This window comes from Photorhabdus australis DSM 17609, assembly GCF_000711895.1.
In the GTDB taxonomy this organism is placed as follows: Bacteria; Pseudomonadota; Gammaproteobacteria; order Enterobacterales; family Enterobacteriaceae; genus Photorhabdus; species Photorhabdus australis.
In genome coordinates this window covers 67,370-93,040 of record NZ_JONO01000009.1, presented here as the reverse complement: position 1 = coordinate 93,040, position 25,671 = coordinate 67,370, and the positions used below count along the sequence as shown (strand labels likewise).

Annotated in this window: 26 protein-coding genes and 3 pseudogenes; 19 read left to right on the top strand and 10 right to left on the bottom strand. The window is 41.1% G+C overall.

All coding sequences use genetic code 11. The features are described 5' to 3' along the window. Nucleotides 1–136: 136 nt before the first annotated feature. The 8 genes from BO26_RS04780 to rluE all read right to left on the bottom strand — a co-directional run bounded on the left by BO26_RS04780 (nt 137) and on the right by rluE (nt 8,145). On the bottom strand, nt 137–1,258 hold the full coding sequence (locus BO26_RS04780; RefSeq protein WP_036769346.1) for a ribosomal protein uL16 3-hydroxylase: 1,122 nt from the start codon (nt 1,256–1,258) through the stop codon (nt 137–139). Nucleotides 1,259–1,341: 83 nt separating this feature from the next. After that, entirely contained in the window at nt 1,342–2,805 is a 1,464-nt protein-coding gene (phoQ, locus tag BO26_RS04775; RefSeq protein ID WP_036769439.1) for a two-component system sensor histidine kinase PhoQ, read from the bottom strand. 19 nt (nt 2,806–2,824) lie between these two features. Further along, nucleotides 2,825–3,493: a two-component system response regulator PhoP gene (phoP, locus tag BO26_RS04770; protein ID WP_036769343.1), complete on the bottom strand. Its 669-nt coding sequence runs from the start codon at nt 3,491–3,493 to the stop codon at nt 2,825–2,827. Nucleotides 3,494–3,808: 315 nt separating this feature from the next. Then, complete coding sequence (gene purB, locus BO26_RS04765; protein ID WP_051690876.1) at nt 3,809–5,233, bottom strand: adenylosuccinate lyase; 1,425 nt, start codon at nt 5,231–5,233, stop codon at nt 3,809–3,811. Nucleotides 5,234–5,256: 23 nt separating this feature from the next. After that, a complete protein-coding gene (hflD, locus tag BO26_RS04760) occupies nt 5,257–5,883 on the bottom strand; it encodes a high frequency lysogenization protein HflD (protein WP_036769340.1) in 627 nt (208 codons plus the stop codon). A gap of 2 nt (nt 5,884–5,885) precedes the next feature. Next, complete coding sequence (mnmA, locus tag BO26_RS04755; RefSeq protein WP_036769338.1) at nt 5,886–6,989, bottom strand: tRNA 2-thiouridine(34) synthase MnmA; 1,104 nt, start codon at nt 6,987–6,989, stop codon at nt 5,886–5,888. An 84-nt stretch (nt 6,990–7,073) separates the two neighbouring features. Further along, a complete protein-coding gene (locus tag BO26_RS04750; RefSeq protein ID WP_036769435.1) occupies nt 7,074–7,523 on the bottom strand; it encodes an NUDIX hydrolase in 450 nt (149 codons plus the stop codon). Then, nucleotides 7,516–8,145, bottom strand: coding sequence for a 23S rRNA pseudouridine(2457) synthase RluE (gene rluE, locus BO26_RS04745; protein WP_036769335.1), 630 nt, complete (start codon nt 8,143–8,145; stop codon nt 7,516–7,518). The genes BO26_RS04750 and rluE overlap by 8 nt, the downstream gene beginning before the upstream one ends. A 139-nt stretch (nt 8,146–8,284) precedes the next feature. Between rluE and icd the strand changes: the two genes are divergently transcribed. Next, entirely contained in the window at nt 8,285–9,538 is a 1,254-nt protein-coding gene (icd, locus tag BO26_RS04740; protein WP_036769332.1) for an NADP-dependent isocitrate dehydrogenase, read from the top strand. A 122-nt stretch (nt 9,539–9,660) separates the two neighbouring features. Here icd and BO26_RS04735 read toward each other — a convergent pair. Then, a pseudogene (locus tag BO26_RS04735) lies at nt 9,661–10,305 on the bottom strand (tyrosine-type recombinase/integrase); the annotation flags it as partial. Between BO26_RS04735 and BO26_RS04730 the strand changes: the two are divergent. From BO26_RS04730 to BO26_RS04650, 17 genes and pseudogenes are all read left to right on the top strand, one after another. Next, entirely contained in the window at nt 10,232–10,816 is a 585-nt protein-coding gene (locus tag BO26_RS04730; RefSeq protein WP_236637316.1) for a phage baseplate protein, read from the top strand. The pseudogene BO26_RS04735 and the gene BO26_RS04730 overlap by 74 nt on opposite strands. Next, the gene (locus BO26_RS04725) at nt 10,816–11,121 is read left to right on the top strand and encodes a phage baseplate plug family protein (RefSeq protein WP_036769330.1); all 306 of its coding nucleotides are present in this window, start codon (nt 10,816–10,818) and stop codon (nt 11,119–11,121) included. Before BO26_RS04730 ends, BO26_RS04725 begins: the two co-directional genes overlap by 1 nt. 4 nt (nt 11,122–11,125) lie before the next feature. After that, nucleotides 11,126–11,500: pseudogene (locus tag BO26_RS04720) on the top strand (hypothetical protein); the annotation flags it as partial. Between the two features lie 77 nt (nt 11,501–11,577). Beyond that, nucleotides 11,578–11,931, top strand: coding sequence for a hypothetical protein (locus BO26_RS04715; RefSeq protein ID WP_036769327.1), 354 nt, complete (start codon nt 11,578–11,580; stop codon nt 11,929–11,931). 13 nt (nt 11,932–11,944) lie between these two features. Then, a complete protein-coding gene (locus BO26_RS04710; RefSeq protein ID WP_036769325.1) occupies nt 11,945–12,238 on the top strand; it encodes a superinfection immunity protein in 294 nt (97 codons plus the stop codon). Between the two features lie 26 nt (nt 12,239–12,264). After that, the gene (locus tag BO26_RS04705; protein ID WP_036769323.1) at nt 12,265–12,615 is read left to right on the top strand and encodes a hypothetical protein; all 351 of its coding nucleotides are present in this window, start codon (nt 12,265–12,267) and stop codon (nt 12,613–12,615) included. A gap of 117 nt (nt 12,616–12,732) precedes the next feature. After that, nucleotides 12,733–13,317: a hypothetical protein gene (locus BO26_RS04700; protein ID WP_036769319.1), complete on the top strand. Its 585-nt coding sequence runs from the start codon at nt 12,733–12,735 to the stop codon at nt 13,315–13,317. 2 nt (nt 13,318–13,319) lie between these two features. Continuing rightward, a complete protein-coding gene (locus tag BO26_RS04695; protein WP_036769316.1) occupies nt 13,320–13,739 on the top strand; it encodes a type II toxin-antitoxin system YafO family toxin in 420 nt (139 codons plus the stop codon). A 60-nt stretch (nt 13,740–13,799) separates the two neighbouring features. Continuing rightward, nucleotides 13,800–14,558, top strand: a complete 759-nt coding sequence (locus tag BO26_RS04690; protein WP_036769313.1) for a phage baseplate assembly protein V — start codon at nt 13,800–13,802, stop codon at nt 14,556–14,558. Continuing rightward, complete coding sequence (locus BO26_RS04685; protein ID WP_036769311.1) at nt 14,555–14,908, top strand: contractile injection system sheath initiator; 354 nt, start codon at nt 14,555–14,557, stop codon at nt 14,906–14,908. Before BO26_RS04690 ends, BO26_RS04685 begins: the two co-directional genes overlap by 4 nt. Further along, complete coding sequence (locus tag BO26_RS04680) at nt 14,908–16,092, top strand: baseplate J/gp47 family protein (protein WP_036769309.1); 1,185 nt, start codon at nt 14,908–14,910, stop codon at nt 16,090–16,092. Before BO26_RS04685 ends, BO26_RS04680 begins: the two co-directional genes overlap by 1 nt. Nucleotides 16,093–16,094: 2 nt before the next feature. After that, nucleotides 16,095–16,751: a baseplate wedge 1 family protein gene (locus BO26_RS04675; protein ID WP_036769306.1), complete on the top strand. Its 657-nt coding sequence runs from the start codon at nt 16,095–16,097 to the stop codon at nt 16,749–16,751. A gap of 10 nt (nt 16,752–16,761) precedes the next feature. Next, entirely contained in the window at nt 16,762–18,096 is a 1,335-nt protein-coding gene (locus BO26_RS21915) for a phage tail protein (protein ID WP_072023213.1), read from the top strand. After that, the gene (locus BO26_RS04660; protein WP_036769302.1) at nt 18,096–18,722 is read left to right on the top strand and encodes a tail fiber assembly protein; all 627 of its coding nucleotides are present in this window, start codon (nt 18,096–18,098) and stop codon (nt 18,720–18,722) included. The genes BO26_RS21915 and BO26_RS04660 overlap by 1 nt, the downstream gene beginning before the upstream one ends. 207 nt (nt 18,723–18,929) lie before the next feature. Beyond that, a pseudogene (locus BO26_RS21910) lies at nt 18,930–19,097 on the top strand (isocitrate/isopropylmalate family dehydrogenase); the annotation flags it as partial. Between the two features lie 2,469 nt (nt 19,098–21,566). After that, nucleotides 21,567–23,030, top strand: coding sequence for an alanine/glycine:cation symporter family protein (locus BO26_RS04655; RefSeq protein WP_036769299.1), 1,464 nt, complete (start codon nt 21,567–21,569; stop codon nt 23,028–23,030). 253 nt (nt 23,031–23,283) lie between these two features. Further along, a complete protein-coding gene (locus tag BO26_RS04650) occupies nt 23,284–24,111 on the top strand; it encodes an N-acetylmuramoyl-L-alanine amidase (RefSeq protein WP_036769297.1) in 828 nt (275 codons plus the stop codon). A gap of 401 nt (nt 24,112–24,512) precedes the next feature. Here BO26_RS04650 and BO26_RS04645 read toward each other — a convergent pair whose 3' ends face one another. Continuing rightward, nucleotides 24,513–24,941 (bottom strand): hypothetical protein, encoded by a 429-nt coding sequence (locus BO26_RS04645; RefSeq protein ID WP_036769294.1) that lies wholly within the window; start codon nt 24,939–24,941, stop codon nt 24,513–24,515. Between the two features lie 222 nt (nt 24,942–25,163). Here BO26_RS04645 and BO26_RS04640 point away from each other — a divergent pair, with 222 nt between their 5' ends. Continuing rightward, nucleotides 25,164–25,664 carry a DUF2165 family protein gene (locus tag BO26_RS04640; protein ID WP_036769292.1) on the top strand — a complete coding sequence of 167 codons (501 nt, stop codon included), beginning with the start codon at nt 25,164–25,166 and terminating at the stop codon, nt 25,662–25,664. Nucleotides 25,665–25,671: the final 7 nt, after the last annotated feature.

The following is a 25,671-nucleotide window of genomic DNA, read 5'->3' as shown; positions in this document are numbered from 1 at the left end:
TTTTTGAAGGTTAGAAACTGCCTCTTAATCGGAAATTCTGATTAAAAGGCAGTGAATTAATCATCGAATTAGCAGTTAAACGGAATGAATAGGCTTTTAGGCAGTCCCGTTTAAATTAACCTTTTGTAATGATACATCAATCATTAAAGTACCAGTAACCACTGTTTATTAATGCGGTAAGTAAGCTAATAAAACGAACATCATCTATCGCTTCACCAAGCATTTCAGCATTAATTTCATAATGATGGCAAAGAACATCAGTAGCATTAATATGAGGTGTATCCATTAATTCGCCGTTAACAAAGCATTGATCACCAATTCTTATCACCCGTAATCCATGAAGGCGGTGGATATTTTCGCCTTGCTTCATTAATTCATAAATTTCATCACTTTCGTAAGGTGGTTCTGGTGGAGCAATATCAAGTTCATGCCGTGACTGAGAGATAAATTCACCAAACCATTGTTGGAAAACTTCAGGTTGTGCTAATAACTCATTCATCATTGAGTGTAGCGTGGATAGCTCGTTTTTCTGCACTAATGCTGGGTTTTCGCGGAAAGCTAGATTAGGATCACTGTAGCGATAGCTGCCTAAGTCATTAGCTAGCAGGTAATCGGCAAAGCTACTGAATAGCTCACGCGTATTTGGTGCCCGGAAGCCAACTGAGTAATTCAGTGAATCTTCAATGGCGTAGCCTTCATGTGGAAATCCGGGGGGAATATAAAGAATATCACCTGGCTCCATCTCTTCGTCAATGATGGCGTTAAATGAATCGACCTGTAACAGATCAGGATGAGGGCAGTGTTGTTTCATTGGCACTTTTTCTCCAACACGCCAACGACGTCGTCCCATTCCCTGGATGATAAATACATCGTACTGATCAAGGTGTGGGCCGACACCGCCGCCGGGAACGGAGAAAGAAACCATTAGATCGTCTATTCGCCAGTCAGATAGTACACGGAATGGTTGCATTAATGCGGCGGAAGGATGATGCCAATGATTAACTGCCTGTACCAGCAGTGACCAATCCTTTTCACCTAAATGATCGTAACTTTCGAATGGACCATGGGAAACATCCCAACGACCATTTTTCTGGCTGACCAGGCGGCAATCAACTTCATTTTCCATCGCCAAGCCGGCCAATTCATCGGGAGTAAGGGGATCAATGAATTGACGAAGACCTTGTTTAATCAGCAGAGGCTGTTTTTGCCAATGATTTTGCAAAAATGCCTGCCAGTCCAGATTCAACTGATAATCCATAGTGGTATCCTGAGTTGAGGTGAGTTTCAGGACATTATAACGAAATAGTTAAATCTAGTATCAGACTGCACAGGCATATTTAGTTAATCGTCGTCGTTAATTTGCTGACAGCGGAATGTGACACAAATTCTGGCACCGCCAAGCGGGCTATCACTGATGCTGATATCACCTTTATATTGTTCAATAATTTCAGCGGCAATAGATAATCCAAGCCCTTGACCTAGCTGTAAGGTATCGACACGTTGACCCCGTTGGAAAATCATTTCGCGTTTATCAACAGGAACACCCGGGCCATCGTCATCAACAATGATCTTCAGCGAATCATGATCCATAGTTGCTGAAATCTCGACAAATTTAAGGCAATACTTACAAGCATTTTCCAGAACATTGCCCATGATTTCCATAAAGTCATTTTTTTCACCAAGCCAGGTGACTTCTGGCGATACATCTAACGCGAGACTGACACCTTTGCGTTGATAGACTTTTGTTAAAGCGCTACACAAACTATCCAGTAAAGCTGGAACAGAAGAAATTTCTCGCATAATAGTACTATGATCACCGCGCATACTGGCCCGGTGCAAATAATAGCCTATCTGCTGAGAAATACGGCCTATCTGTTCAAGCATAATAGGTTCTGCCTGTTCAATGGTCATTTGTTTACTGCTGCGCAAAGAACGGAGAGTTGATTGCAATACCGCTAACGGTGTTTTCAAACTGTGTGTCAGATCAGCCAGCGTTGTACGGTATTTTGTATAACGGTTGCGCTCATTATTGAGCAACACATTAAGGTTACGAACCAATCCCCGCAGCTCAGCGGGTGGATTCTCATCCAATTTTTCCCTCTCACCTTTTTCTAACGAGCTAACTTGATGGATAAGCGATTTGATGGGTCGAAGACTCCAGTGAGCTGCTAGCCAGATTAATGGGATGACCAGAATAAGATTGGCAATGAGTACATAGCCGAACCATTCCCATACCAGAACCGTTTTCTGCAAATCTTGCGGAATAGTATCAATTACTACGATAGTTAACTCTGGTAGATGCTCTGTTGCATTATATTTGTTAACAGAAACGGAATGGGTCAGTTCGTTATCTTCATTTTCGTCGAGAGTGCCAAGTTTGTTTAATTGTCCCTGCATATTGGTCGAGTCTTTTAACAAATCTCGGCTGCTTTTCAGGTCAGTATCCAGTTCATATAATCCATCTTCCTTCAACCATTCACTTGGAATAGATCTTTCTACTTTGGGAATATGACGTTGACGCCAGAGGATAGTGCCTTTGTTATTATAAATCAGAACTAATGATGGGTTGTTTAGTGTGAAATTGGGTGGTACTGAAATATCCAGCTTATTGTTGTTCCACTGAGCAAGGCTGAAAAACAAGTTGCTCTGACTGCGTAGTAGTGTATAAGCAGTTTTGTCAAAACTGACCAGGTAGCCGACAATGGCAACAATACCATAAGACATTGTTAAAGCCAGAATGACTGCGGCAGTCGCCATTAAAAACCGGGTACGGAGTGAAAAAGGTTTCTTTTGGCGTTTAAGCACTTTTCTACATATTAAGGTCTTATACATCAAAGCGGTAGCCTTGGCTGCGAACAGTCACGATAGCCTCATAAGGCCAAACATCTTGTATTTTCTTTCTTAGCCGACCGATTAAAACATCAATAGAATGGCCTTCGCGTAGTTCAGCATCTGAATATAATTGACGCATTAACGACTCTTTAGTGACAATTTTGTCACTATTGCACATTAGTATTTCAATAATTTTATATTCAAAAGCTGTCAGTTTGACACTTTCACCGTAAATTGTTAATTCCTTGCGTGACAGATCAATTCTGAAAGGTGGGAATTCGATAATTTGAGAAACCAATCCATTATTACGGCGCAGGAGTGCCTGCATACGGGCAATAATTTCCTCAAGATGGAATGGTTTGGTGACATAGTCATCTGCACCAGCATCAAGAACGGTGACTTTTTCCTGCCAACTTTCACGGGCGGTCAGAACAAGAATGGGGAGTTTCTCATCTTTCTGACGCCAGCGACGGATCAGGCTTAAACCATCTTCTCCAGGCAAACCAAGGTCAACAATAGCGATATCTGGTTCGCTTTCTGCCAGGTAGTAATCAGCTTCTTTAGCATTTGCGGCAGCGTCAACCAGATGACCTGTGTCACGCAGTTGTACCGTCAAATGGTGGCGTAGTAACATGTTGTCTTCAACAATCAATATCCGCATGGAATATTCCTTCTAAACTCCAGCAAGCAATATACGATAATCAGTTTATTAAGACTGCTATTATAGACAAAATTGCCAGCAAAAAATTCAATACAATGGACTTCGATAAACATGTTAGATACATGGATATGTAACAGCAAGTCGCCAGGTGGAAATATAGAATATAACTTTAATGTGTGTTTGGGATTGGTTTATATAAATGAGGAAAACAGGTGGAGATTTTATCCACCTGTGAAATATTAATCAGTTTATACCTGTTATCTTTCAAGTTGCCTCTTTGTTGACTGCACTCACTCACCCCGGTCACATAGTTCTCTATGCTCCCGGGGATTTCGTTCCCTTGCCGTCGCGATCCATCTTGAAATCTATTGGGTATAGTTCATCAACCAAAGTAATTGCGTGGCCAATGTAATTTGCTGGAGTCATGGCTTTTAGACGAGTCTTCTCTGTTTCTGGTAGATCCAAGCCATCAATAAAAGCTTTTATACCTTCAGCATTGACGCGCTTACCACGGGTAAGCTCTTTCAATTTCTCATAAGGTTTTTCAATACCGTAACGGCGCATGACGGTTTGGATAGGTTCAGCAAGCACTTCCCAGTTTTGATCCAGTTCATCCAACAGATGTTGTTCATTAACTTCCAGCTTGTTTAAACCTTTCATTGTAGATTGATAAGCAATTAGAGCGTATCCCAGACCAACACCAAGATTACGCAAGACGGTTGAATCTGTCAGATCACGCTGCCAGCGAGAAACGGGTAGTTTACCTGCCAGATGACCTAATACCGCATTTGCCAGCCCCAAATTGCCCTCAGAGTTTTCAAAATCAATTGGATTAACTTTGTGCGGCATAGTGGAAGAACCAATTTCACCAGCAATAGTTTTCTGTTTGAAATGATTTAGTGCGATGTAACCCCAAATGTCGCGGTTGAAATCAAGCAGAATCGTGTTAAAACGGGCGATAGAATCGAACAATTCAGCAATATAATCATGTGGTTCGATTTGAGTTGTGTATGGATTCCACTTAATACCGAGTGAAGTGACAAACGTTTCACTGAACTGATGCCAGTTAATCTGTGGGTAAGCGGCTATGTGGGCATTATAGTTACCTACTGCGCCATTGATTTTGCCTAATATTTCGATTTGTTCCAGTTGACGATACTGACGTTCCATCCGGTAAGCCACATTTGCAAACTCTTTTCCAACAGTGGAAGGAGTTGCTGGTTGGCCGTGAGTACGAGATAGCAGAGGCAAATCTCGGTATTCATGAGCCATTTTTTTAATGGTATCAATTACCTGACGCCATTGTGGTAAAAGCACTTCTTCACGGGCTGTTTGCAACATCAGCGCATAGGATAGATTGTTAATATCTTCAGAAGTGCAAGCAAAGTGAATAAACTCGGAAACTTCATGCAGTGCAGGGCGGTGTTCAACCTTCTCTTTTAGAAAATATTCTACCGCTTTAACATCATGGTTAGTGGTACGTTCGATAGTTTTGATATGCATTGCGTCCTGTTCATTGAAATTCGCAATAATTTCATCCAGGTAAGCGTTTGCGTTTGCATCAAAAGCAGGAACTTCTTTAATTTCAGCACATTTTGCCAGTTCTTGCAGCCAACGTACTTCAACCTGCACGCGGAATTTCAGTAAACCAAACTCACTAAAAATGGTACGTAATACGCTGACTTTATCGCTGTAGCGTCCGTCAATTGGAGAAATAGCAGTTAGTGAGGATAATTCCATTGGTAGCAACTCCTGGGTTTTATTTAACAATGAGCAAGAATATTCTTCGCCTGTTGTACCAGGCGTTGACGAGAAAACATTAATTGCAGGCGACCGCCGCCAACTTGCTGCCATAAGACGGCACAACGAATTCCAGCCAGCAGAATAGCCCGAACTTTCGCCTGTACAAGTGGATTACGTAGAACATCAGGGGAGCCTGTTACTTGGATACGTGGGCCAAGTGGACTCACCACATCGACGTAAATACCCGCCAATGTATTAAACATACCTTCTGACATGGGCTCAAAATGTGCTTGCTGACGTTCTAACAGATTAATACGGTTACCAAGTGCATCGGAAGCTTCCTGATGTTTATTCAGACGGCGTTCCAGAGCCATAAGACTTAGCATATAGCGGGTAAGATCGGCGGAAATATTATTATTACCGCCACTAAATATCCCCAGAATGGCATCCAGTCCGATACGCAGATTGCGTTCATGATTGCCAAATACATCTAGAACGGATGTTGGGTTAGTGTTCAGGATACTATTCACCATAGTTGTAACAGCATCTGTATCACACTGGTTTTCATGGGCAAGTTGTTGCACCAGTCGACTTGACTGGCAAATTCCTGCTAGCGCCAGTGTAATATTGTAATAATTCTTTGCCACAATTACTCCTGTAAACGTTGTTCAATCACGCCACCACCAAGACAGATTTCACCCTGATAAAAGACAGCTGATTGGCCGGGTGTGACTGCGGCGACAGGGTTAGCAAAACGTACTTCTATTTTATCTTCGTTTATTGGTGTAACCGTGCAAGGAATGTCTTGCTGACGATAGCGTGTTTTGACCACACAATGGATTTTTTCAGTTAATGGTTGTTTGTCTACCCAGTGAAGCTGTTGGGCAATAAGACCGGTAGACATCAGGCGAGGATGTTCATGCCCCTGCGCTACTATCAGAATATTATTCTGAATATCTTTATCTATTACAAACCACGGTTCTTCGGTGCCGTCCTTTGTACCACCGATTCCCAGACCTTTACGCTGACCCAGTGTATGGTACATTAGCCCTTGATGTTCACCGAGATTTTTTCCATCCACAGAAACAATTGGGCCAGGTTTGGCTGGTAAATAACGGCCAAGGAAATCACGAAACTTGCGTTCACCAATAAAACAGATACCTGTGGAATCTTTTTTCTTTGCAGTCACCAAACCGATTTTTTCAGCAATGCGGCGAACGTCCGGCTTTTCCAGTTCACCGACAGGAAACAGGCTTTGAGCGATTTGTTGGTGGCTCAAGGTATATAAGAAGTAGCTTTGGTCTTTATTATTATCGAGTCCACGCAGTAACTGGCTTTTTCCGTTAATATCCTTGCGGCGGACGTAATGACCTGTAGCGATATAATCTGCCCCTAAATCTTCAGCAGCAAATTCCAGAAACGCTTTAAACTTAATTTCTTTGTTGCACAGAATATCTGGGTTAGGGGTTCTGCCCGCTTTATATTCAGAAAGGAAATGCTCAAAGACATTATCCCAATATTCAGCAGCAAAATTGACGGTATGAAGTTCAATGCCCAGTTTGTCGCAAACAGATTGAGCATCAGCCAGATCAGTTGCTGCTGAACAGTATTCCTCATTATCATCCTCTTCCCAATTCTTCATGAACAAGCCAGCCACTTGATAACCTTGTTGTTGTAGTAGGTATGCGGAAACGGAGGAATCTACACCGCCGGACATGCCGACAATGACTTTTTTCTGGCTGTTATCTGACATGGGAATCTCACTGGAGAAAAAAACAAGCGTCGTACTTTAACACGTTGCAAGCAAGGGCGCATCAAACACATGACTGTTTTACTGTTAATTGAACGCAGTGGCATAGTTATCCAGTATCGTAAGGGGATGTTTTTTGTTTTGCAGATAACAGCGGATACTTTCTGCAACAAGAGGAGAACGAAGACGGGGGCTGTTTAGTATTTGTTCTGCCGTAACCCAGTGACAGCAGTCAATATCAGTGTCTTGTGGATTGGTTGCTATTTGTTGTTCTATTTCAACCAGAAATAAAAAACGGATGAATGGTGTGTTGTCTGGTGCAACCCACTGATGAATTTTCAGCAACGCTTGTGGCTTAGCCCGGATGCCGGCTTCTTCCCATAATTCACGTTCTGCTGCCTGTAATAGCGTTTCATCAGCTTCAAGATGACCAGCCGGTTGGTTCCATAATGCTTTTCCATTAATTGTCTCTTCAACTACCAGAAATTTATTCTGAGCATGGACGACACAGGCAACTGTGACATGAGGGCTAAACAACATTGATCTCCTTCCATTCACCGGGTTTCATCTCGCCTAATTGTAAAGTTCCCATACTAAAGCGAATCAGCCGAAGCGTGGGGAAACCAATATGGGCTGTCATTCTGCGTACCTGGCGGTTTCGACCTTCATAAAGCGTTATTTTTAACCAGCTTACAGGGATACTTTTACGTTCACGAATAGGTGGATGACGAACCCAGAGCCAGGTTGGTTCATGAACTAATTCGGCACCTGCGGGTAAAGTAAGCCCATCTTTTAGGATGACGCCTTTACGCAATTTATCGAGTGATTCTTCATCTGGAATCCCTTCAATTTGAACATAATAAACTTTGGCAGTTTTTTTGCCCGGTTGGGTTAATTGTGCTTGCAGTTTACCGTCATTAGTCAAAATTAATAATCCTTCACTGTCACGATCCAAACGTCCGGCGGCGTAAACATCAGGAAACGGGATAAAATCTTTCAGTGTTGTTCTGCCCATGTCATCGGTAAATTGGGGTAAGACATCGTAAGGTTTGTTGAATATCAGCACCTGTCGAGGTCCTGTTAGTTTTTTGACAGAATTTGATATTTTTCTTTGGCCGAATTGGTCAAGTTTGTGTTTTTTAACAGGGAAATTTGTCATCATAGGTCACTGAACAAAAAGGGAGGGGTATTATACATTAGTCTGCTATTGATTGGCGTTCGCAGAATATTCAAGTAGTATTGACACGTCCCTTACAAAAAATTAACAAGGCATTACGCTTACTTGAAAGGAGAGGTTAATGGAAAGCAAAGTAGTTATTCCGGCGGAAGGTAAAAAAATAACAGTCGACGCTAAAGGTAAACTGGTTGTTCCGAATAACCCGGTTATCCCTTATATCGAAGGGGATGGGATAGGTGTCGATGTTACCCCTGCGATGTTGAAAGTTGTCGATGCAGCGGTTCAGAAAGCCTATCAGGGTGAGCGTAAAATTTCTTGGATGGAAATCTACACGGGTGAAAAATCTACTCATGTATATGGCAAAGATGTTTGGTTGCCGGATGAAACGCTGGATCTGATCCGTGAATACCGAGTCGCTATCAAAGGCCCTCTGACGACACCGGTTGGTGGTGGTATTCGCTCTTTGAACGTAGCATTGCGTCAACAATTAGATCTGTATGTTTGCCTTCGTCCGGTTCGTTACTACCAGGGAACACCAAGCCCAGTTAAACAACCTGAGTTGACGGATATGGTGATCTTCCGTGAAAACGCTGAAGATATTTATGCAGGTATTGAATGGAAAGCGGGTTCTGCCGAAGCGGATAAAGTAATCAAATTCCTGCAAGATGAAATGGGTGTGAGTAAAATCCGTTTCCCACAACAGTGTGGTATTGGTGTCAAACCATGCTCTGAAGAAGGTACTAAACGTCTAGTCCGTGCGGCTATCGAATACGCAATTGATAATGACCGTGAATCTGTAACTTTGGTTCATAAAGGCAACATTATGAAATTCACCGAAGGCGCTTTTAAAGACTGGGGTTATCAGCTAGCTCGTGAAGAGTTTGGCGGTGAATTGCTCGATGGCGGGCCTTGGGTAAAAATTAACAACCCGAAAAATGGTAAAGAGATCATTGTCAAAGATGTGATTGCAGATGCTTTCCTGCAACAGATTCTGTTGCGTCCTGCTGAATATGACGTTATTGCTTGTATGAACCTAAATGGTGACTATATTTCTGATGCGTTGGCTGCTCAGGTAGGTGGTATTGGTATCGCTCCGGGCGCGAACATCGGTGATGAGTGTGCTTTGTTTGAAGCAACTCATGGCACAGCACCAAAATATGCTGGCCAGGATAAAGTGAACCCAGGTTCCGTTATTCTTTCTGCTGAAATGATGTTACGTCATATGGGTTGGACAGAAGCCGCAGATCTGATTGTTAAAGGTATGGAAGGTGCGATTGCCGCGAAAACCGTGACTTATGATTTCGAGCGTCTGATGGAAGGTGCTAAGCTGTTGAAATGTAGCGAATTTGGTGACGCTATTATCCAGCATATGTAATCTGAGATCTTCTGAATAGATAACGGGGGCTTAATGGTTCCCGTTATTTTATTATCACTGACGAAACTGTTATCAAAAAGTTATCAAAACTAGTTATCAAAACCTGATAAAATTTGAGCATATTAAACTACAACTTTTACCCAATCTTTACCACGATCATCGTGGTATCTATCAGTTTGTTGCTGGCTTTTATGTCCTAGTAAATCCTTTGTATTAACTCCTTGTTGACGATATAGACGTTCTGATAGTGAGCGTTGCTCGTGAAAAGTGGCTGGCGTACCTTCCCCCCAGTTAATGTTGGTTTTATCACGTGCTTTTTTAAAGTTTGTTGTCAATGTATTTGGTGTTACTTTTTCACCGCGTTTTGATTGTGATGTTGTATGAAAATAGTGAATTAGATATGGGCTAACTACGCGATCTCGGCATCTTGAAATCACTTCTTTAAGAGAGATATTTAATGCATCACATCTTAATGAAAGAGGAATGGCTAATCTTACCCCTGTTTTTTCTTGTGTAATATGCAAATAATCATCCCACACATCACTGAATTTCATTTCAGAAATATCACCCAGGCGTTGACCTGTCACTATTGCCAACAACATAGCATTCCCCATGTAACGATGATTTGAATCTGCAATTTCAAATATCTTTTGCCATTCATCAAGATTTAAGCGTTGATTTAAGCGTTGACGAGTGATCCTTCTTTTGGGCTGTTTAGTTGCTAATGCGGGGTTGTATCCTGGAGGGACTTCACCAGCATGTTGCGCTGCTATTGCCGGAAGTCACAGCGTTCAGCAAACAACGAACATTACCGTGCACGGTGCAACGGACGCGAAAGCCACGGCGATGGAACTGGGTTTTGCGGGTGGGGGTTCGTTACTGGATTTTATTGATACGTCAAAGATTGGCTTGAGCATGGGACTTAGCCCGAAAGAGACTTATCAAAAAATCCTTGATCTCCAAGAACTACGGGAACCCTTCAATGTCATTACCGGCAAGCGCACTTACGAAAACATGCTGATTAAAGCGATCGAAGTCACTACGGACCGGCATAGTGAGAACGTGTTGCTATGTACCCTGACATTGCGTGAAGTGATTATAACATCGACTCAAAAAGTACAAGTTGCTGAAAAAGAAGTCATGAAAACCGGGGTGAGCACGTCAGCGGTGGAGAACTCAGGTACCAAGGCCATGCAACCCGTCAATGAGTCTATTTTGTCACAAGCAAAAGGTGTTTTTATTGATGCGTTTAAAAGCTACATAAAAGGGGGGAGCTGATGCCAGTCTCAGAAATTCCACTTACAGCAAATAATCAAACGTTCGCAATTAAACTGGGAAATACAGATATCAAGATGCGTCTAATTTACCGGGATATAGCCGGTTGGGTGATGGATATCCAGGATAAATCGGGGGTGGAATTATTGACAGGTGCATCACTCATACCGGGTGTGAACCTATTAGAACAATATCCTTATATTGGTATTAACGGCATGTTAGTTATTGCCAGTGATGCCGACAGTGCTGAATATCCCACGAAAGATAGCCTTGGTCTCTCCAGTCATTTATATTTTATACAGAGGTAAAAACATGAGTCAGAATTGGTTACGTCATTTCGAGTTAATGCTGTTAGATGATCAGAGTAAGGGAATAGTTCTGTCAGATTTTAAAGTAACCTTTAATATTGAGTGGTTCACTATTAGCAATCCGCGTGTGGCGACGTTAAGAATTTACAATCTCTCAAAAGATACCAGTAATCGCATACTGAGTAGCGAGTTTTCGAAGATAAAAATTATTGTCGGCTACGACGGCATAACACCCACCGTTTCTGAGAGTGAAGTCGGCAAAGTTAGACACGTGGAACCGGGAACCACCGGGCAACGTGACGGCCAAAACTACGGGGAAATCTTCAGCGGAGATATCTGGTTTACGATGACCGGACGCGACAACCCCACTGATACGTATACACAAATGATGTGTGAAGCGCGTGGGGCGGCTGATTTGTGGTCATCTTCTAATCTCAATAAAACGAATTAATTGCAATGAAATTAAATACTTTAATATTAACTATAATTGCTCTTACGGGAACAATATCTACAGCGAATGCAGCATTCCAATGTTCTGGTTATCATATATCTGTAAATGATAACGATGGAATGATTCGAGTGAATGGGGAAAAAGTCACATCCCAAAAAATCGCCTTTATTAAAGAACAAGGCGATTATGCCAACACTAAAACAGACATGGGCCTCATGCCCGCGCGTGACGGCAACATGTACGGCTTCCAGTTTATCAAGCGGAACGGCAAGGCGTGGCTGAATGTCCAACTGTTACAGAATGCTATGGATGCGCCGAAGATCATCGGTTCGTTTCCGTGTAAGAAATTACAAGATTAAAGGTGGCTGAGTTATGGATGGTTTTGTAAACCTTGCTCTTGCAATAGCTTTTTTGTTTATATATTTTGCGCCAACTTATGTTGCATCACGCAGGATGCATAAACATATTTACTTTATCGCTCTTGTAAACATCATAGTAGGATGGACTATTATCGGGTGGTTAGGTTGCATGGCTTGGGCGTTAACAAAGCAGGAAATAGACTCAGTGATAACTGAGAATGAAGATTCGTTAAGAGATTGCCCGTATTGCGCTGAATTGGTAAAGAAAAAAGCTAAAATATGTAAGCACTGTCAGAGAGATATTTAACGTGTGTATCAAAATAATGGGGCACTATGCGTAACTTATTTTTTATATCAATATCTTTGATGATTATAGCATTTCCGGCTAAGAGTAAGAGTTTAGATGATTTTTTTAATGATTATCCTGAGTTGAGTGAGAATATTTTCACTAAAAATGCCATACAGGATCAAGCAGAAATCTATGCTACTCAGGAAGCAATGAGAAGAGATATACCCATGGATAAAATAGTTTCATTAACTAATAAGTTAGTTATGGAAAATGGGTACAATTACGCAAGATTAGGTATGAGAAGTTTAAAATTAGCGTGCTCAATTCCTGATGTTGCAGAAATAAATTCTCTTAGTAAATCTGATTGTACTTTAATAAGCAAGTATGCAGAGTAATGTAATGTTGATACGTAAGAAAGTGGCGGATTAATTAAAAGATGAGCTTATCGGCGGCATGGGAAGCGAGTATACTGTGTTTCTAGTGCTATTTTACACACCAACAAGGGGGTTCACATGGCAGTAGGAATGACGACGTTAGTAATGTTGCTAACCCCACTCCCTGATACAAATCAGTTAGCAAAACTACCAGAATATCTTTCCGCTCCGATTACACAACTGGTACAGGATAGATCAAGGCAAAAGATACTGACAGCTCAGGAAGTTATGTCATATTTATCTGAATCTAAAATGGCACTTGCCTATTTGAAAGAGAGCACCCAAGCAGGTATTGAATTACTTGAAACTATTGACCGTGATGGGATTGAGCCAGGTATAGATATTCGTGATGTAGTTGAACGTTACGAATCTGCTGCAAAAATCGCCACAAGTCAACTTCATCTCCTGAAATTAAGCTATATTCTGGCAGAGTCTTCCCCAGCGTGGGGGCCGCACGTCAAGCTATTCCAAACGCATTCTCAGGGAGCGCTGAGGACTTTCGCGAACAACAGAAATATTTTATTGCGTATCGCAGCAACGTTAAAGCAGTACTTGCCAGTTAATACAGGTGAGTACACACCGAAAGCTGATGAGGAAAGTTATAAAGAATTGGTGAATCTCTCGCATAAGAAGCTTGGTATCCCGTTACCTGCATGGGGTTAAGTATGGTCTATGTCAGCGTGGCAGAAGATCTGCTTTTCAACACAGCCGCTTATGATTACGCGGCTATGCTAGCTAAATATCTGAGTGATGCGGAAGATGTACCCGGTTGGCTTGGGTGCCAAGGACGCTTTGAGCGCAACATGAAAGCTATGGAGTCCGGAATATGGAAATTGCATATTCGTCCCCTAAATGAAAAGCCGTGGCCGGCAAATGTAATGCTACACAACAGGAAAAGCGACAATTATTTGGTTTACGCCCAACATTGGTATTACGAAAATCATTATCAGATTATAGCTGTGGTAATACCGGATGCACACGCACGTATTGATAAGCTCATGAGTAGGCTTATTCGTATAGTAGAAGAGTCTTTCCAGTGCCTAAGTGAGCAAGAATTGAAATTGCTTAACCATGTCAGCGCATAATCCTTTTACCAAGAAAAAATATAGACCTGCTTCGGCAGGTTTTTTTTATGGAGTTTTCCCATGCCAGTATCAACTGAATCAAGGGCCGGCGATTTATCAGAAGTGCTATCAGTGACAAACAGGTTTCTTTCATCACAGCTTAGGGCTGTGGTGCCGGGTGTAGTCCAATCGTTTAATGCGGGTGATGTGACTTGTGTTGTTCAACCAGTAATTGCTGGTGGTGTAATTGATAAAGACGATAAAAGAACATCAGTGTCCTTGCCGCTATTGGTTGATGTCCCCGTTGTATTCCCAAGGGGCGGTGGCGTGACACTAACATTCCCGGTAAAAGCCGGTGATGAATGTCTGGTTGTGTTTGCGGATCGCTGCATTGATTTCTGGTGGCAATCGGGTGGCGTACAAGAACCGGTAGACGAACGCCAACACAGTTTATCTGATGCTTTTGCTATTGTCGGTCCACAATCTCAGTCAAAGAGAATATCGGGCATCAGCACAAGCACCGCGCAACTGAGAACAGATGACGGTGCGGCGTATATTGAACTCGATCCCAGCAGTCATAACGTCACGGTTATCACACCGGCAAAACTTACTGCTACTGCAAATGGTGGTACCGAAATCACTTCACCTGAAATCGTCCTAAACGGTAATGTTACCATTAACGGCAACTTATCGCAGGGGATGGGCGCTGGTGGCGGTACCGCGACCATGCAAGGTCCGGTTACTGTGAATAACGATGTGACAGCCGGTGGCATAAGCTTGAAAAACCATACGCACAGTGGTGTGCAATCGGGCGGTAGCAAGACAGGAGGTCCCCAGTGAGGTATCGACGTGAAGATGAGAACGGGGATTACAGCTTCGGCCAGGGAGATAATGCGTTTCTGACGAATTCGCCCGAAGCTGTTGCACTGGCAGTCAAAACCCGACTTGCTTTGTGGCGAGGTGACTGGTTTTTAGATATGAAAGAAGGTACCCCTTACGTACAGTCGGTTTTGGGAAAACAGCGATCTGATGTTTATATCCTTGCCGTTCGGGACCGTATCCTAAAAACCAAAGGCGTTAAGTCGATTCTTTCATTTGATACACGCAATGACGGCACGACACGCCGCCTGACTTTCACAGCAACCATCGATACGCTTTACGGCCAGACTACGGTAATAGGTGAGGCATAATGTTAAATTTAGATACGTTAGGGCTTGCGGCCTCGGTGACTGAGAGCGGTATCAGTGCGCCTGATTACCAGACAATTCTAAGTAACATCACTGAGTTTGCGCGTCAAATCTATGGCACTGATGCTTATTTAGAACCCGACAGTAAAGACGGGCAGATGCTGGCTATCTTTTCACTAGCGATACATGACGCGAATAATGCGGTGATTGCTGCTTACAACTCGTTTAGTCCGGCGTCAGCGACTGGCGCCGCGTTATCTAACAATGTAAGAATTAACGGGATAACCCGGCATAAATCAACGTACTCAACAGTTGACGTTAAACTCATTGGTACTGTTGGTACCGTTATAAAAAACGGTATCGTGCGAGATATCAACGGCTATAGCTGGAGTTTGCCGGGTACAGTATCTATTGGCATACACGGCTTTGTTATCGCTACTGCTACGTGCCAGACAAAAGGCAATGTCACTGCGTTAGTTGGAGATGTTTCTATCATTAGCACCCCAACGCAAGGCTGGCAGAGTGTCACGAACCCTTCCGCCGCTTCATCCGGCCAACCGATTGAGAGTGATACAGCATTGAGAGAACGGCAACGGAAATCTGTTGCGCTGCCATCAAGAACCGTGCTCGATGGAATTCAGGGTGCCATTAGCCTGATACCCGGTGTTGTTCGTCGGCGTGGGTTTGAGAATGATACAAATGTGACGGACAATAACGGCATTCCGCCGCACTCTATAGCAATGATTGTGGACGGTGGTGACGCGAAACTCATCGCCCAAACTATTGAAACGAAGAAAGGACCGGGAGCGGGTACATTTGGCGATACTGAAATTAAGGTAGCGGATAGTTATGGCATTCTGCATCCGATTCACTTCTCACGCCCGAAAGACGTGCCTGTGTTTGTTGAAATAACTTTGACCGCATTTGAGGGATACACAACCTTAGTTGGTGATAGAATTCGAACCGCAATTGCCAGTTATATCGATGCTCAGTTAATCGGTGATAATGTTTATTTAAGCCGTTTATTTTCTCCTGCTAATTTACGTGATGAAGAAGGCTTAACTTATGATATTTTCGAAATACAAATTGGCAGGTCCGAAGATGACTTATCACCAAGCAATTTAATTGTGACATTTGATGAAGCTGTTACGTGTAAGCCGGAGCATATTAAGCTAATCACGAGGTGACAATGAGAGATTATTTATCACTGATTACCCCTCAGCACAGAACGGCAAATAAATTTGTTACTCACATTGATTTAATTACCCGGCCACTGTCTACTATTATTAATGCCGCTCAACTCCTGAATAGCCAGTTTTCAATTGACGATGCTGTAGGGGTTCAATTAGATGCTGTTGGGGAATGGATAGGGCTTTCACGTTATGTCAAAACACCTATCGTTGGCGTGTACTTTGCGCTCGATACTGATGGAGTGGGGTTAGACGAGGGAAGCTGGAAACGTCAATATGATTCCGATTCCGGCTTTACTGAATTAGACGATGAAACTTACCGAACGATACTGCGTTCAAAAATAAGAGCCAATCACTGGGACGGTACAAATGAAATGCTGGCTGAGATTTATCAAGGCGTTATTCCTGACGAGTCAGTACTAATATTCTTCGTCGATAATCAAGATATGAGCATGGATGTTTATGTTACCGGGGGAGTTGTGCCCGAAGTTGTCAAAGCTGTAATTCAACAAGGGTATTTAAATATTAAACCGGGGGCAGTCAGAGTTAATAATTATACCAACTCTGAAAATCAGGGGGTTATTTTTGGTTTCGATTCAGACAGTAAATATATTGCCGGTTTTGATACCGGCGGTTGGCCCATTCTACTAAATTGAGAGTAAATAAATGGCTAAGAATGAATTTTTAACTTTCGGTACAGCCGAGGGTGCTAACGTATTATCAAATGAAGAGTACGCAGCATTAGCGGCACGAGTTAACGGATTTAGCGCCGGTGTCGCAAAGTCACGTGAATTAAATAAAGCATGGCGTCAGTCATCTATTATTACGCATATTCTTGCGCAATATATTGCCGATGAGTCCGGCAATGATGTTTTAGATAATGGGGATATTAATGCGCTGAAAAAGAGTCTGGCATTAGCAATTAAAAATGCGTTACCAGAAGTACGAGATGCCACACTCACAGAAAAAGGCATCACCCAACTCACAGACAAAACAGGTAACAGTAATACCCTTGCGGCGACTCAGAAGCTTGTTACTGATGTGAATAACAACGCAAACACCAAACTCGCCAAATCCCAAAACGGTGCCGACATTCCCAACAAAAGTGAGTTTGTGAAAAACCTCGGTTTAGCGGAAACGGCGGCGTTGGCTAAGAACGCGTTTCCAAAAGCGGGTGGGATTGTAAACGGGAATGTGGATGCAACTGGATATGTAAAATCCGGAGAAGGCAAAGATGTTGTATCTAGTCAAGACATATGGGCGACAAGATACATTTTTGAGAATGGGCAGCGTGTTTATAGTCCGAATAATAAGCCCAGTGCGGAAGATGTGGGGGCTTTTCCGGGAGTGATTGGTTTTGAGAACATACCGGCGCGGTCATACGTGGGGGCTTTTTCGAGCGGAGCGGGAACTGGTTGGGCTAAAGGTCTAAACTTTGGCTACACAAATAAAGATGTCGGACAAATATATGTTAACTCTATCGGAGATCTGTATGCCTATTTTTTGAATTCTAATACGAAGAGCTACGGCGGTATTGTCAATACCCACCCTGTTGGCTCTCCTATTCCTTGGCCGCAACTAAATCCTCCATCGGGGTACTTAACATGCAACGGTCAAGCATTTGATAAATCTTTATATCCTAATCTAGCAGTAGCTTATCCTAATGGCAGAGTACCCGATTTAAGAGGCGAGTTTATCCGAGGATGGGATGATAGTCGTGGTGTTGACCCCGGTCGGGTATGTGGGACGTGGCAGGGAGATGCAATCAGAAATATTACTGGTGATGCATCGTTTGGCGGAAATTATGGATTTGACGCAGTGACAGAAGCCACCGGAGTTTTCTCCGGAAAGAATGCAATGCTATGGCGAGCAAATACTCGCAGATTTGATGCTGAAACAGCTAATACTAATTTAGTGTTTGACGCATCACGTGTCGTCCCAACCGCTAACGAAAATAGACCCCGCAACATCGCATTTAATTACATAGTGAGAGCAGCATAATGACAGAACAAAAATACTCTTTAGAACATGAAACAGCCGTATTGGGTAAAGACGGATTAGCAACCCAAGCAGGCTGGATAAAGGTCTATCACTCGAATCAGATAACGAGAGAATTCATAGCGTCAGATATTGAGTATGTGATGTTGGGTGTCAGTTTGTCAGCGGGCGCTTATCCCGATGCGCCTGAGTTACCGAAGTCTGAAGATGAAGCTGTCTGTCGTAGCGAAGATAAAAGCCATTGGGAAATTGTCCCTGACTATCGCGGAAAAGTGGCTTACGACACGTTAACGCGCGCCCCAACTGAAATCACTGAAATTGGGGAATTGCCGGATACCCTGACATTCAAGAAACCGCCCACTGATTTCGACAAATGGGATGGTAAAGAGTGGGTAGTTGACGAGGGTCTTCTCAAAGCTCATCAAATCAACGAAGCAAAACAACAGCAAGAAACACTGTTACAGCAAGCAAATGACACAATTTCATTGCTACAAGACTCTGTTGACTTAGAAGTCGCGACAGACGCGGAGAAATCCGCTCTGTTGGGGTGGAGAAAATACAGAGTGTTAATCACTCATGTTGATGTGAATCAAGCGCCGGATGTTGATTGGCCAGAACAGCCGAAGTGATAACGAGGTCACGGCCATTTTCGGAAACTTGGGTACTGTGAATTATTTAGATGAAATGGGTAGGATTTTTTGGTAGGATGAAGTTATCAAAACTAAAATAATGTTCTGAAAAACCAGTGGGTTATATGATGCTTATCTGTAGTTATTTTTAAATTTAAATTACTTAAAAATCATTAATATTCAAGTTGTTATGTTGTTTTTGGCAATCTAATGTTACGTCATATGGGTTGGACAGAAGCCGCAGATCTGATTGTTAAAGGTATGGAAGGTGCGATTGCCGCGAAGACCGTGACTTATGATTTCGAGCGTCTGATGGAAGGTGCTAAGCTGTTGAAGTGTAGCGAATTTGGTGACGCTATTATCCAGCATATGTAATCTGAGATCTTCTGACTCCTCCACAGTAGTTAATGCTGCTGTGGGGGATAAATGTTTCAGATTTTACAACTCACATTTTGTTCCGCCATATGAAGGTCAAGTTAGCTATTTTCTCACCTGTTGTTTTTTTCTCCTCTTTAATCACTCTTGCGATGGTATCCCTTTATGTATGCCGGAATGGTTCTGTAGCTGTGTGTATGCCGTTATATGAACTGGAAAGAAACTTGCGGACTTAGACTCATAGATACTTTGTTTACTGATAGCGAGCTGTCTAGAGCAATCTTGGTGATAGAGCGCTATCTACTTCTTGGATAGCTTTGCGTAAGTTATCTCAGATTTACACAGGTTTGGTTGAATTATCATCATTCGGTTGTTTCTTGGCTATAGTTCGCATGGTCATTTTTATTTCAGATTTTCAGACGAGCAATAGGTAGATTGCAGAAGTTATAACTGGATAATTAATTTAATAGTTTGTAAAAATCTTTATGATGGGCGTGATTAGGTAAAAACCGCTAACGGGAGTGTGTTCTCCCGCTGTTTCTATAACTGTAAATATAATACTTACTGTGTAATATTTGAAATTTTATTATTTAGTTATTATTTTCCTTATTTAGAATTTTTTCATATTCCTCCCAAACGACAGATAATGGTGAGCTTAAACAGCAAATGGATATTGAACCTCCTGATGGAGGGTGATATTCATATTTAGATCTCCCACGATAGACTCTTATAGGTAAATTGTTATCAGTGGGATTCTTCCTTTTTCTTCTTAACATCATTCATAACCTCAACGTATATTGTTTAAATTATGTATTCAGAATAAAAGTGAGATATTTATGCAATATTAACTTTATAGACATATTTTTTTTGTAAAAGATAACAAATGAAAATATTAGCAGTAGATAATAAAAGATCCAGTGTTATGTTGCATATAAGAGAAGTTTTTTCATATTTTTTACAAAGATAATTTCTATTTGAAATTATCTCATGTTGGAATTAATGCGTTATATTAAAACAGTATAGAAAAGATATTGGTTATGATTATGTATGATCGGGTCAAATGTGAGTTTTCATTGGCTGATAAGATTGTAATTAATCGTGTAAATATTAGTTTGGGAAAATTTTGATGCTTAAAGGTAAAACGGTTGTTTTAACAGATGGTAGTCGTGATTTTGGTTAAATTATCTCAGTAGGAGGGCGTTTGTTGAACTTCATACTGGTGATTTATAAAGTACAATCATTTGTAGCTGCTCAGTCTTGGGAAAGCTTAAGGTAAGGATATTATTGTCATGGTTTTAGTTTGCAATATATCTAGTCTCAGGCAACTTCTGTTATTCGTCAGGTAAATTTTTTGTGAATTTTATAAAGTATTTAGTCTATCTGGTAAAAAATTAAATTTCTACTTATGCAATCGGAAAATTGTTAGATAAATGTTATTTATTTCTAAGAGATAACCAGGGAGCAGTCAGTACTTTTTGTAAGAAATATTTTTTGATACTAATTCTATTGTAATATTATTGTCTAATATCCCTGTGGGAATATTAGACAATAATATTACAGGAAATACCGTAGTGAGAGATATTAGATATATATATTTAAAGATACTCAGGAAGTTGAAAAATAAGTGGGCAATTAAGTGGGCAATGTATTAATTATAACCAGATAAAGAGAGTCATATTTGTGATAAACTTTTTAATATTAATAATCCCTTAACGCAAATAACCGAAAGAAAAATATAAATTATTCTTGCGCTTTTACGGGGTGGTGAAGATGTGATACAAGTTTACCCGTTTATTGGTTTCTTGAATGTCATGTTATTCATTGAGATGATATTCCCTACATTAGCATTATGGCATTGACATTTCGTTGTCATCTGAATAGGAAGTCGTGAGTTATCTTTTTGATTTTTTTTATTTTTTTATATTACGGGTGTCACTATGTGAAATTCTTCACAATTAATTACGATTTTTTTCTTAAAGCTGATAATCTGCTCACAAAATTAATCACTATATCTTATTTCTGAATCTTTTTTCTTGATATTGATTGCTTGTTGATCTAATTAATAAACGATTCATTGGTACAACTCGTTTTACCTGTGTGGAATGGAGCAATGAGTTTTATATATGGAGTTTGTTGCGAATCATAGGTAAGTGGTATAGCTAATGAATGTATAGAAGCTACTGGAGGACATTAGTAGATTGAATGACATAATCTATTAACTATTAGTCAAGAGCAGTACATCAAACATTCATTTAATCTGATGAATAATGTAAAAAGGTCAGTAAACATTACACATCAATTTCAAACTTGTGTTACATTCATAGCGCTTTTCTGGCCAGTATCTCTGTGTTCTTTTTATACGGCATTGTGTTACTTGTTTAATTATAAAGGCATATTAAGCGCAATGAATTTTGCCGGGTACGATTTTATGGTCAGACTGGGTTTGCTAATTATAAGGGGAAAAATATCTTGACGGAACTAATTAACTTTTTTAACAACATCCTTTGGGGCTCCGTGTTGATTTATCTTCTTCTTGGGGCAGGTGCTTACTTCACTATACGTTCGGGGTTTATACAGATCCGCCATTTTGGGCATATGTTTTCAGTATTGAAAAACAGTAAGAAATCTGACAGTGCGGGTATTTCATCATTTCAGGCTTTATGTACCAGTTTAGCGGCGCGAGTAGGTACAGGTAACCTTACTGGTGTGGCGATTGCTTTAACGGCGGGGGGGCCTGGTGCCATTTTCTGGATGTGGGTTGTTGCTCTGATTGGGATGGCGACTTCTTTTATGGAGAGCACTCTTGCTCAGCTGTACAAGACAAAAGACGATAAGGGGAATTACCGCGGTGGCCCAGCCTATTATATGGAAAAAGGGCTTAAGGCACGCTGGATGGGGATTCTGTTCTCCATATTCCTTATTATTGCTTTTGGTCTGGTATTTAATGCTGTTCAGGCAAATTCAATTGTCCAGGCTGCGGTTTTTGCCTTTGACTTTAGCCCATTATATGTCGGTATTGGATTAGTGATCTTGAGCGGGATCATTATTTTTGGTGGTTTGCGTTCTATTGCCAGAGTTGCGGAGCTGGTTGTTCCTTTTATGGCAACCGCTTATCTAATCTTGGCGTTTTGGGTCGTTGGTCATAATTTTGAACGTATGCCAGAAGTTTTTGCATTGATCTTCAAATGTGCGTTTGGTTTACAGGAAGCGGTTGCAGGAACCGTTGGTTATGGTGTTGCGCAGGCGATGACGCAGGGTGTTCAGCGTGGTCTGTTTTCAAATGAAGCCGGGATGGGGTCAGCACCTAACGCTGCGGCATCGGCCTCTCCGTATCCTCCTCATCCAGCCTCCCAAGGGTATGTACAAATGTTGGGCGTTTTTATGGATACTATCGTTATCTGTAGTGCTACCGCTGTTATTATCCTTTCATCGGGTGTGCTTGACGGCAATATTTCAGGAATAAGTGGAATAGAGCTGACTCAGCGGGCATTATCTTCAGCAGTAGGCGATTGGGGGTCTGAGTTTATCGCTTTAGCTATCTTCTTTTTCGCTTTCACATCAATCATTGCGAATTATGCCTATGCGGAAAGTAATATTGTTTTCCTCGAACGTAATCACACTGCGGGCTTGTTTGTCCTCCGTCTGGCGGCGTTAGGTATGGTGATGTTTGGTGCATTGGCTGAAGTGCCTTTGGTTTGGAAAATGGCTGATTTGTCTATGGCATTGATGGCAATCACTAACTTGACCGCTATTTTGCTGCTTTCCGGCGTCGCATTTAAGCTTGCGAAAGATTATAACCAGCAGAGACGTGCTGGGAAATTACCGACGTTTGATATCAATCAATATCCTGAGATTCAGCAAAAAGTCGAGGTTGGTATTTGGGAAGAAACGGCAAGTCGCGCCCGATCAAATCAAGTAACTGGCCATAGGTGAAATACCAGAACAGAGGATATAGTTAATATTATTTAATGATATAGACTCTGATTACCTTTCACGTTTTGCTTATCGTTTATGCCTTATTGCCATTGAAGTTGTGGTAATAGGGCATTTTTCCTTGTGTTCTATATCAAGAATGTCGCCAATGATTCCATAAAAAAATCATATAAAATATGAATTTTATTTTGTATTCATTTAGTTTATTTGTGTTATTATCTCGTTTTAAATTAATAGGTGGGACAGGGAGATTATGAAGAAGATCATATTGGTTAGCTTATTGATGTTATTGGCGGGGTGTTCTAGCCAACATCACTTGAAAGATAGGGGGACTTATCAGGCTGATAGCTCTTTTCCTTCACAAAGTCAGAATGACAGAATAAGGTTTTTGGTATTTCACTATACCGCTGTCAATGATGAAGATTCTTTGCGTATATTAACTCAGGGCGGTGTCAGTGCTCATTATTTGATTCCTTCATTGCCGAGTTATGTGAAAGGGAAGCCGGTTGCTCTGGAATTAGTTCCTGAAGATAAAAGGGCATGGCATGCGGGTGTGAGTGCATGGAATGGTCGGAAGGACTTGAATGACACCTCTATTGGAATTGAAATTGTCAATAAAGGGTTTACGGAAAGGCTACTTGAGAAAGAGTGGTATCCATTCAATGAGCAGCAGATCGATCTATTAGCGCGTATGGCAAAAGATATTATCCAGCGTTATAACATTGAACCGGAAAATGTCATTGGTCACAGTGATATTGCTCCTCTGAGAAAGTATGATCCAGGTAAACTTTTCCCTTGGAAGAGATTGGCCGAACAGGGTATTGGTGCATGGCCTGATGATACCACCGTTGAAAAATACATGGCTGGCAGGAAATGGAATGACATGGCTTCTGTTGAGTTAATACAGAAAACATTAGCTAAATATGGCTATACCATTCCGCAAACAGGCGTACTTGATGAAGATACTCGTAAAACAATCAGTGCATTCCAGATGCATTTTAGACCGGATGACATCAGTGGTAATCCTGATGCACAAACTGAGTCGATAGCGTTGGCATTGGTTGAGAAGTATAAAGGATAGTTTTTGCTCTCAGAGTAAGATCATGTTACAGAAGTTGCTTTATGAAATCGGCTTCTGTGGCATGGTTTTTTGGTAATCAATATTATAAATCTTCATGGTTTATTCTTCGAACTCATCTTTGCTTTGTTTTATCTCACCCACCGTTTACCTCAATAATCTTTAATCAAGAATAACCCGTTTCCTTTGTATTGAATCCAGATCTCTTCTATTATTTTCTTGAGAATTAATTATTTTAATAAGGGATAACAATAGGCAGTTATAGAAACAGGGCATTGCTGAATAGTGAAATATTTAGTGGTGATAAGATGATATGCAAGTAATAGTCGTTTTATTCTATAACGACTATTACTACCACAGACAATATTAAAATTAAATAAAATTTATGATATATGAGATAAATATTACCTTTTATTATTATTTTTTCTTGCAGGAAGCGTGAAAGCAAGAATGATTCCAACAAGGCTGATAAGTGGTGAATACGTGACTATTCTATCAGAAAGATAGTTTGGTAAGACACTACATAGATAAATAAAAATAGATATTGGCCAGCCATATAACCCTGCGTTATTAAACCTGAAAGCTGTTTTCATAATTAAGTAGTAAACAGTGGCGAAGGAACACATCGCCCATAAGCCAATAGAAATTATATACAACCATACTGATATTTCATATTGCATATAGGCAGCATAATTGTTTTCTGCCAGGTAACCAGATAAGAAAATCAGCGTTCCGAGAATAACCGCCGCTGTAATAAAGTTGATAATATAATCTATTCTACTCAGTTTTTGCCTGAAATAGCTTTTTATTGCATTAAACAGAGAATCATCCATAAAGAATAGTCAGGTAAATAAATATTAAATAGATAATAACTGATTTGATGATGGTATGAACAGAAAAATATAAGTTACAAATTGGATAGAAATATTCTAAGAAGATGATCATATGGTTGAATATGTAATAATAGGGTGATAATTGTTAAGTTATATGATAGTTTGTGGGCTTTGTGATCTTATTGGTACTTAAGTTATTTTTATTCTTTGAGGACTCAACAAATGATTATTCGTTTATCTAAGGCTTTGACTGTCTGTGCAATTGCTTTGTTTGCTACATTAGTCGCTTTTGGCAACATTACAGACTATGGTACTAATTTTGCATTTGTACAGCATGTATTTATGATGGATACCGTTTTCCCTGATACTACCATTACTTATCGTGCAATTTATTCACCGGTGTTACATCATATTGGTTATATTGTAATTATTGCTCTGGAAACTTTCACCGCAGTGTTGTGTTGGATCGGTGGTATTCTCTTGCTGGCGAATTTGAAATCTAGTGCTGTTGTTTTTAATAAGAATAAAGCTATTGCGATAGCTGGCTTGACTTTGGGTTTCCTGACCTGGCAAGTCGCGTTTATGTCAATTGGTGGTGAATGGTTTGGGATGTGGATGTCTAAACAATGGAACGGTGTGTCCAGCGCTTTCCGTTTCTTTGTCACTATCATCTTGGTATTGATTTATTTGGTTCAGCGTGACAGAGAATTAGGTGACGAATAACAGCCTA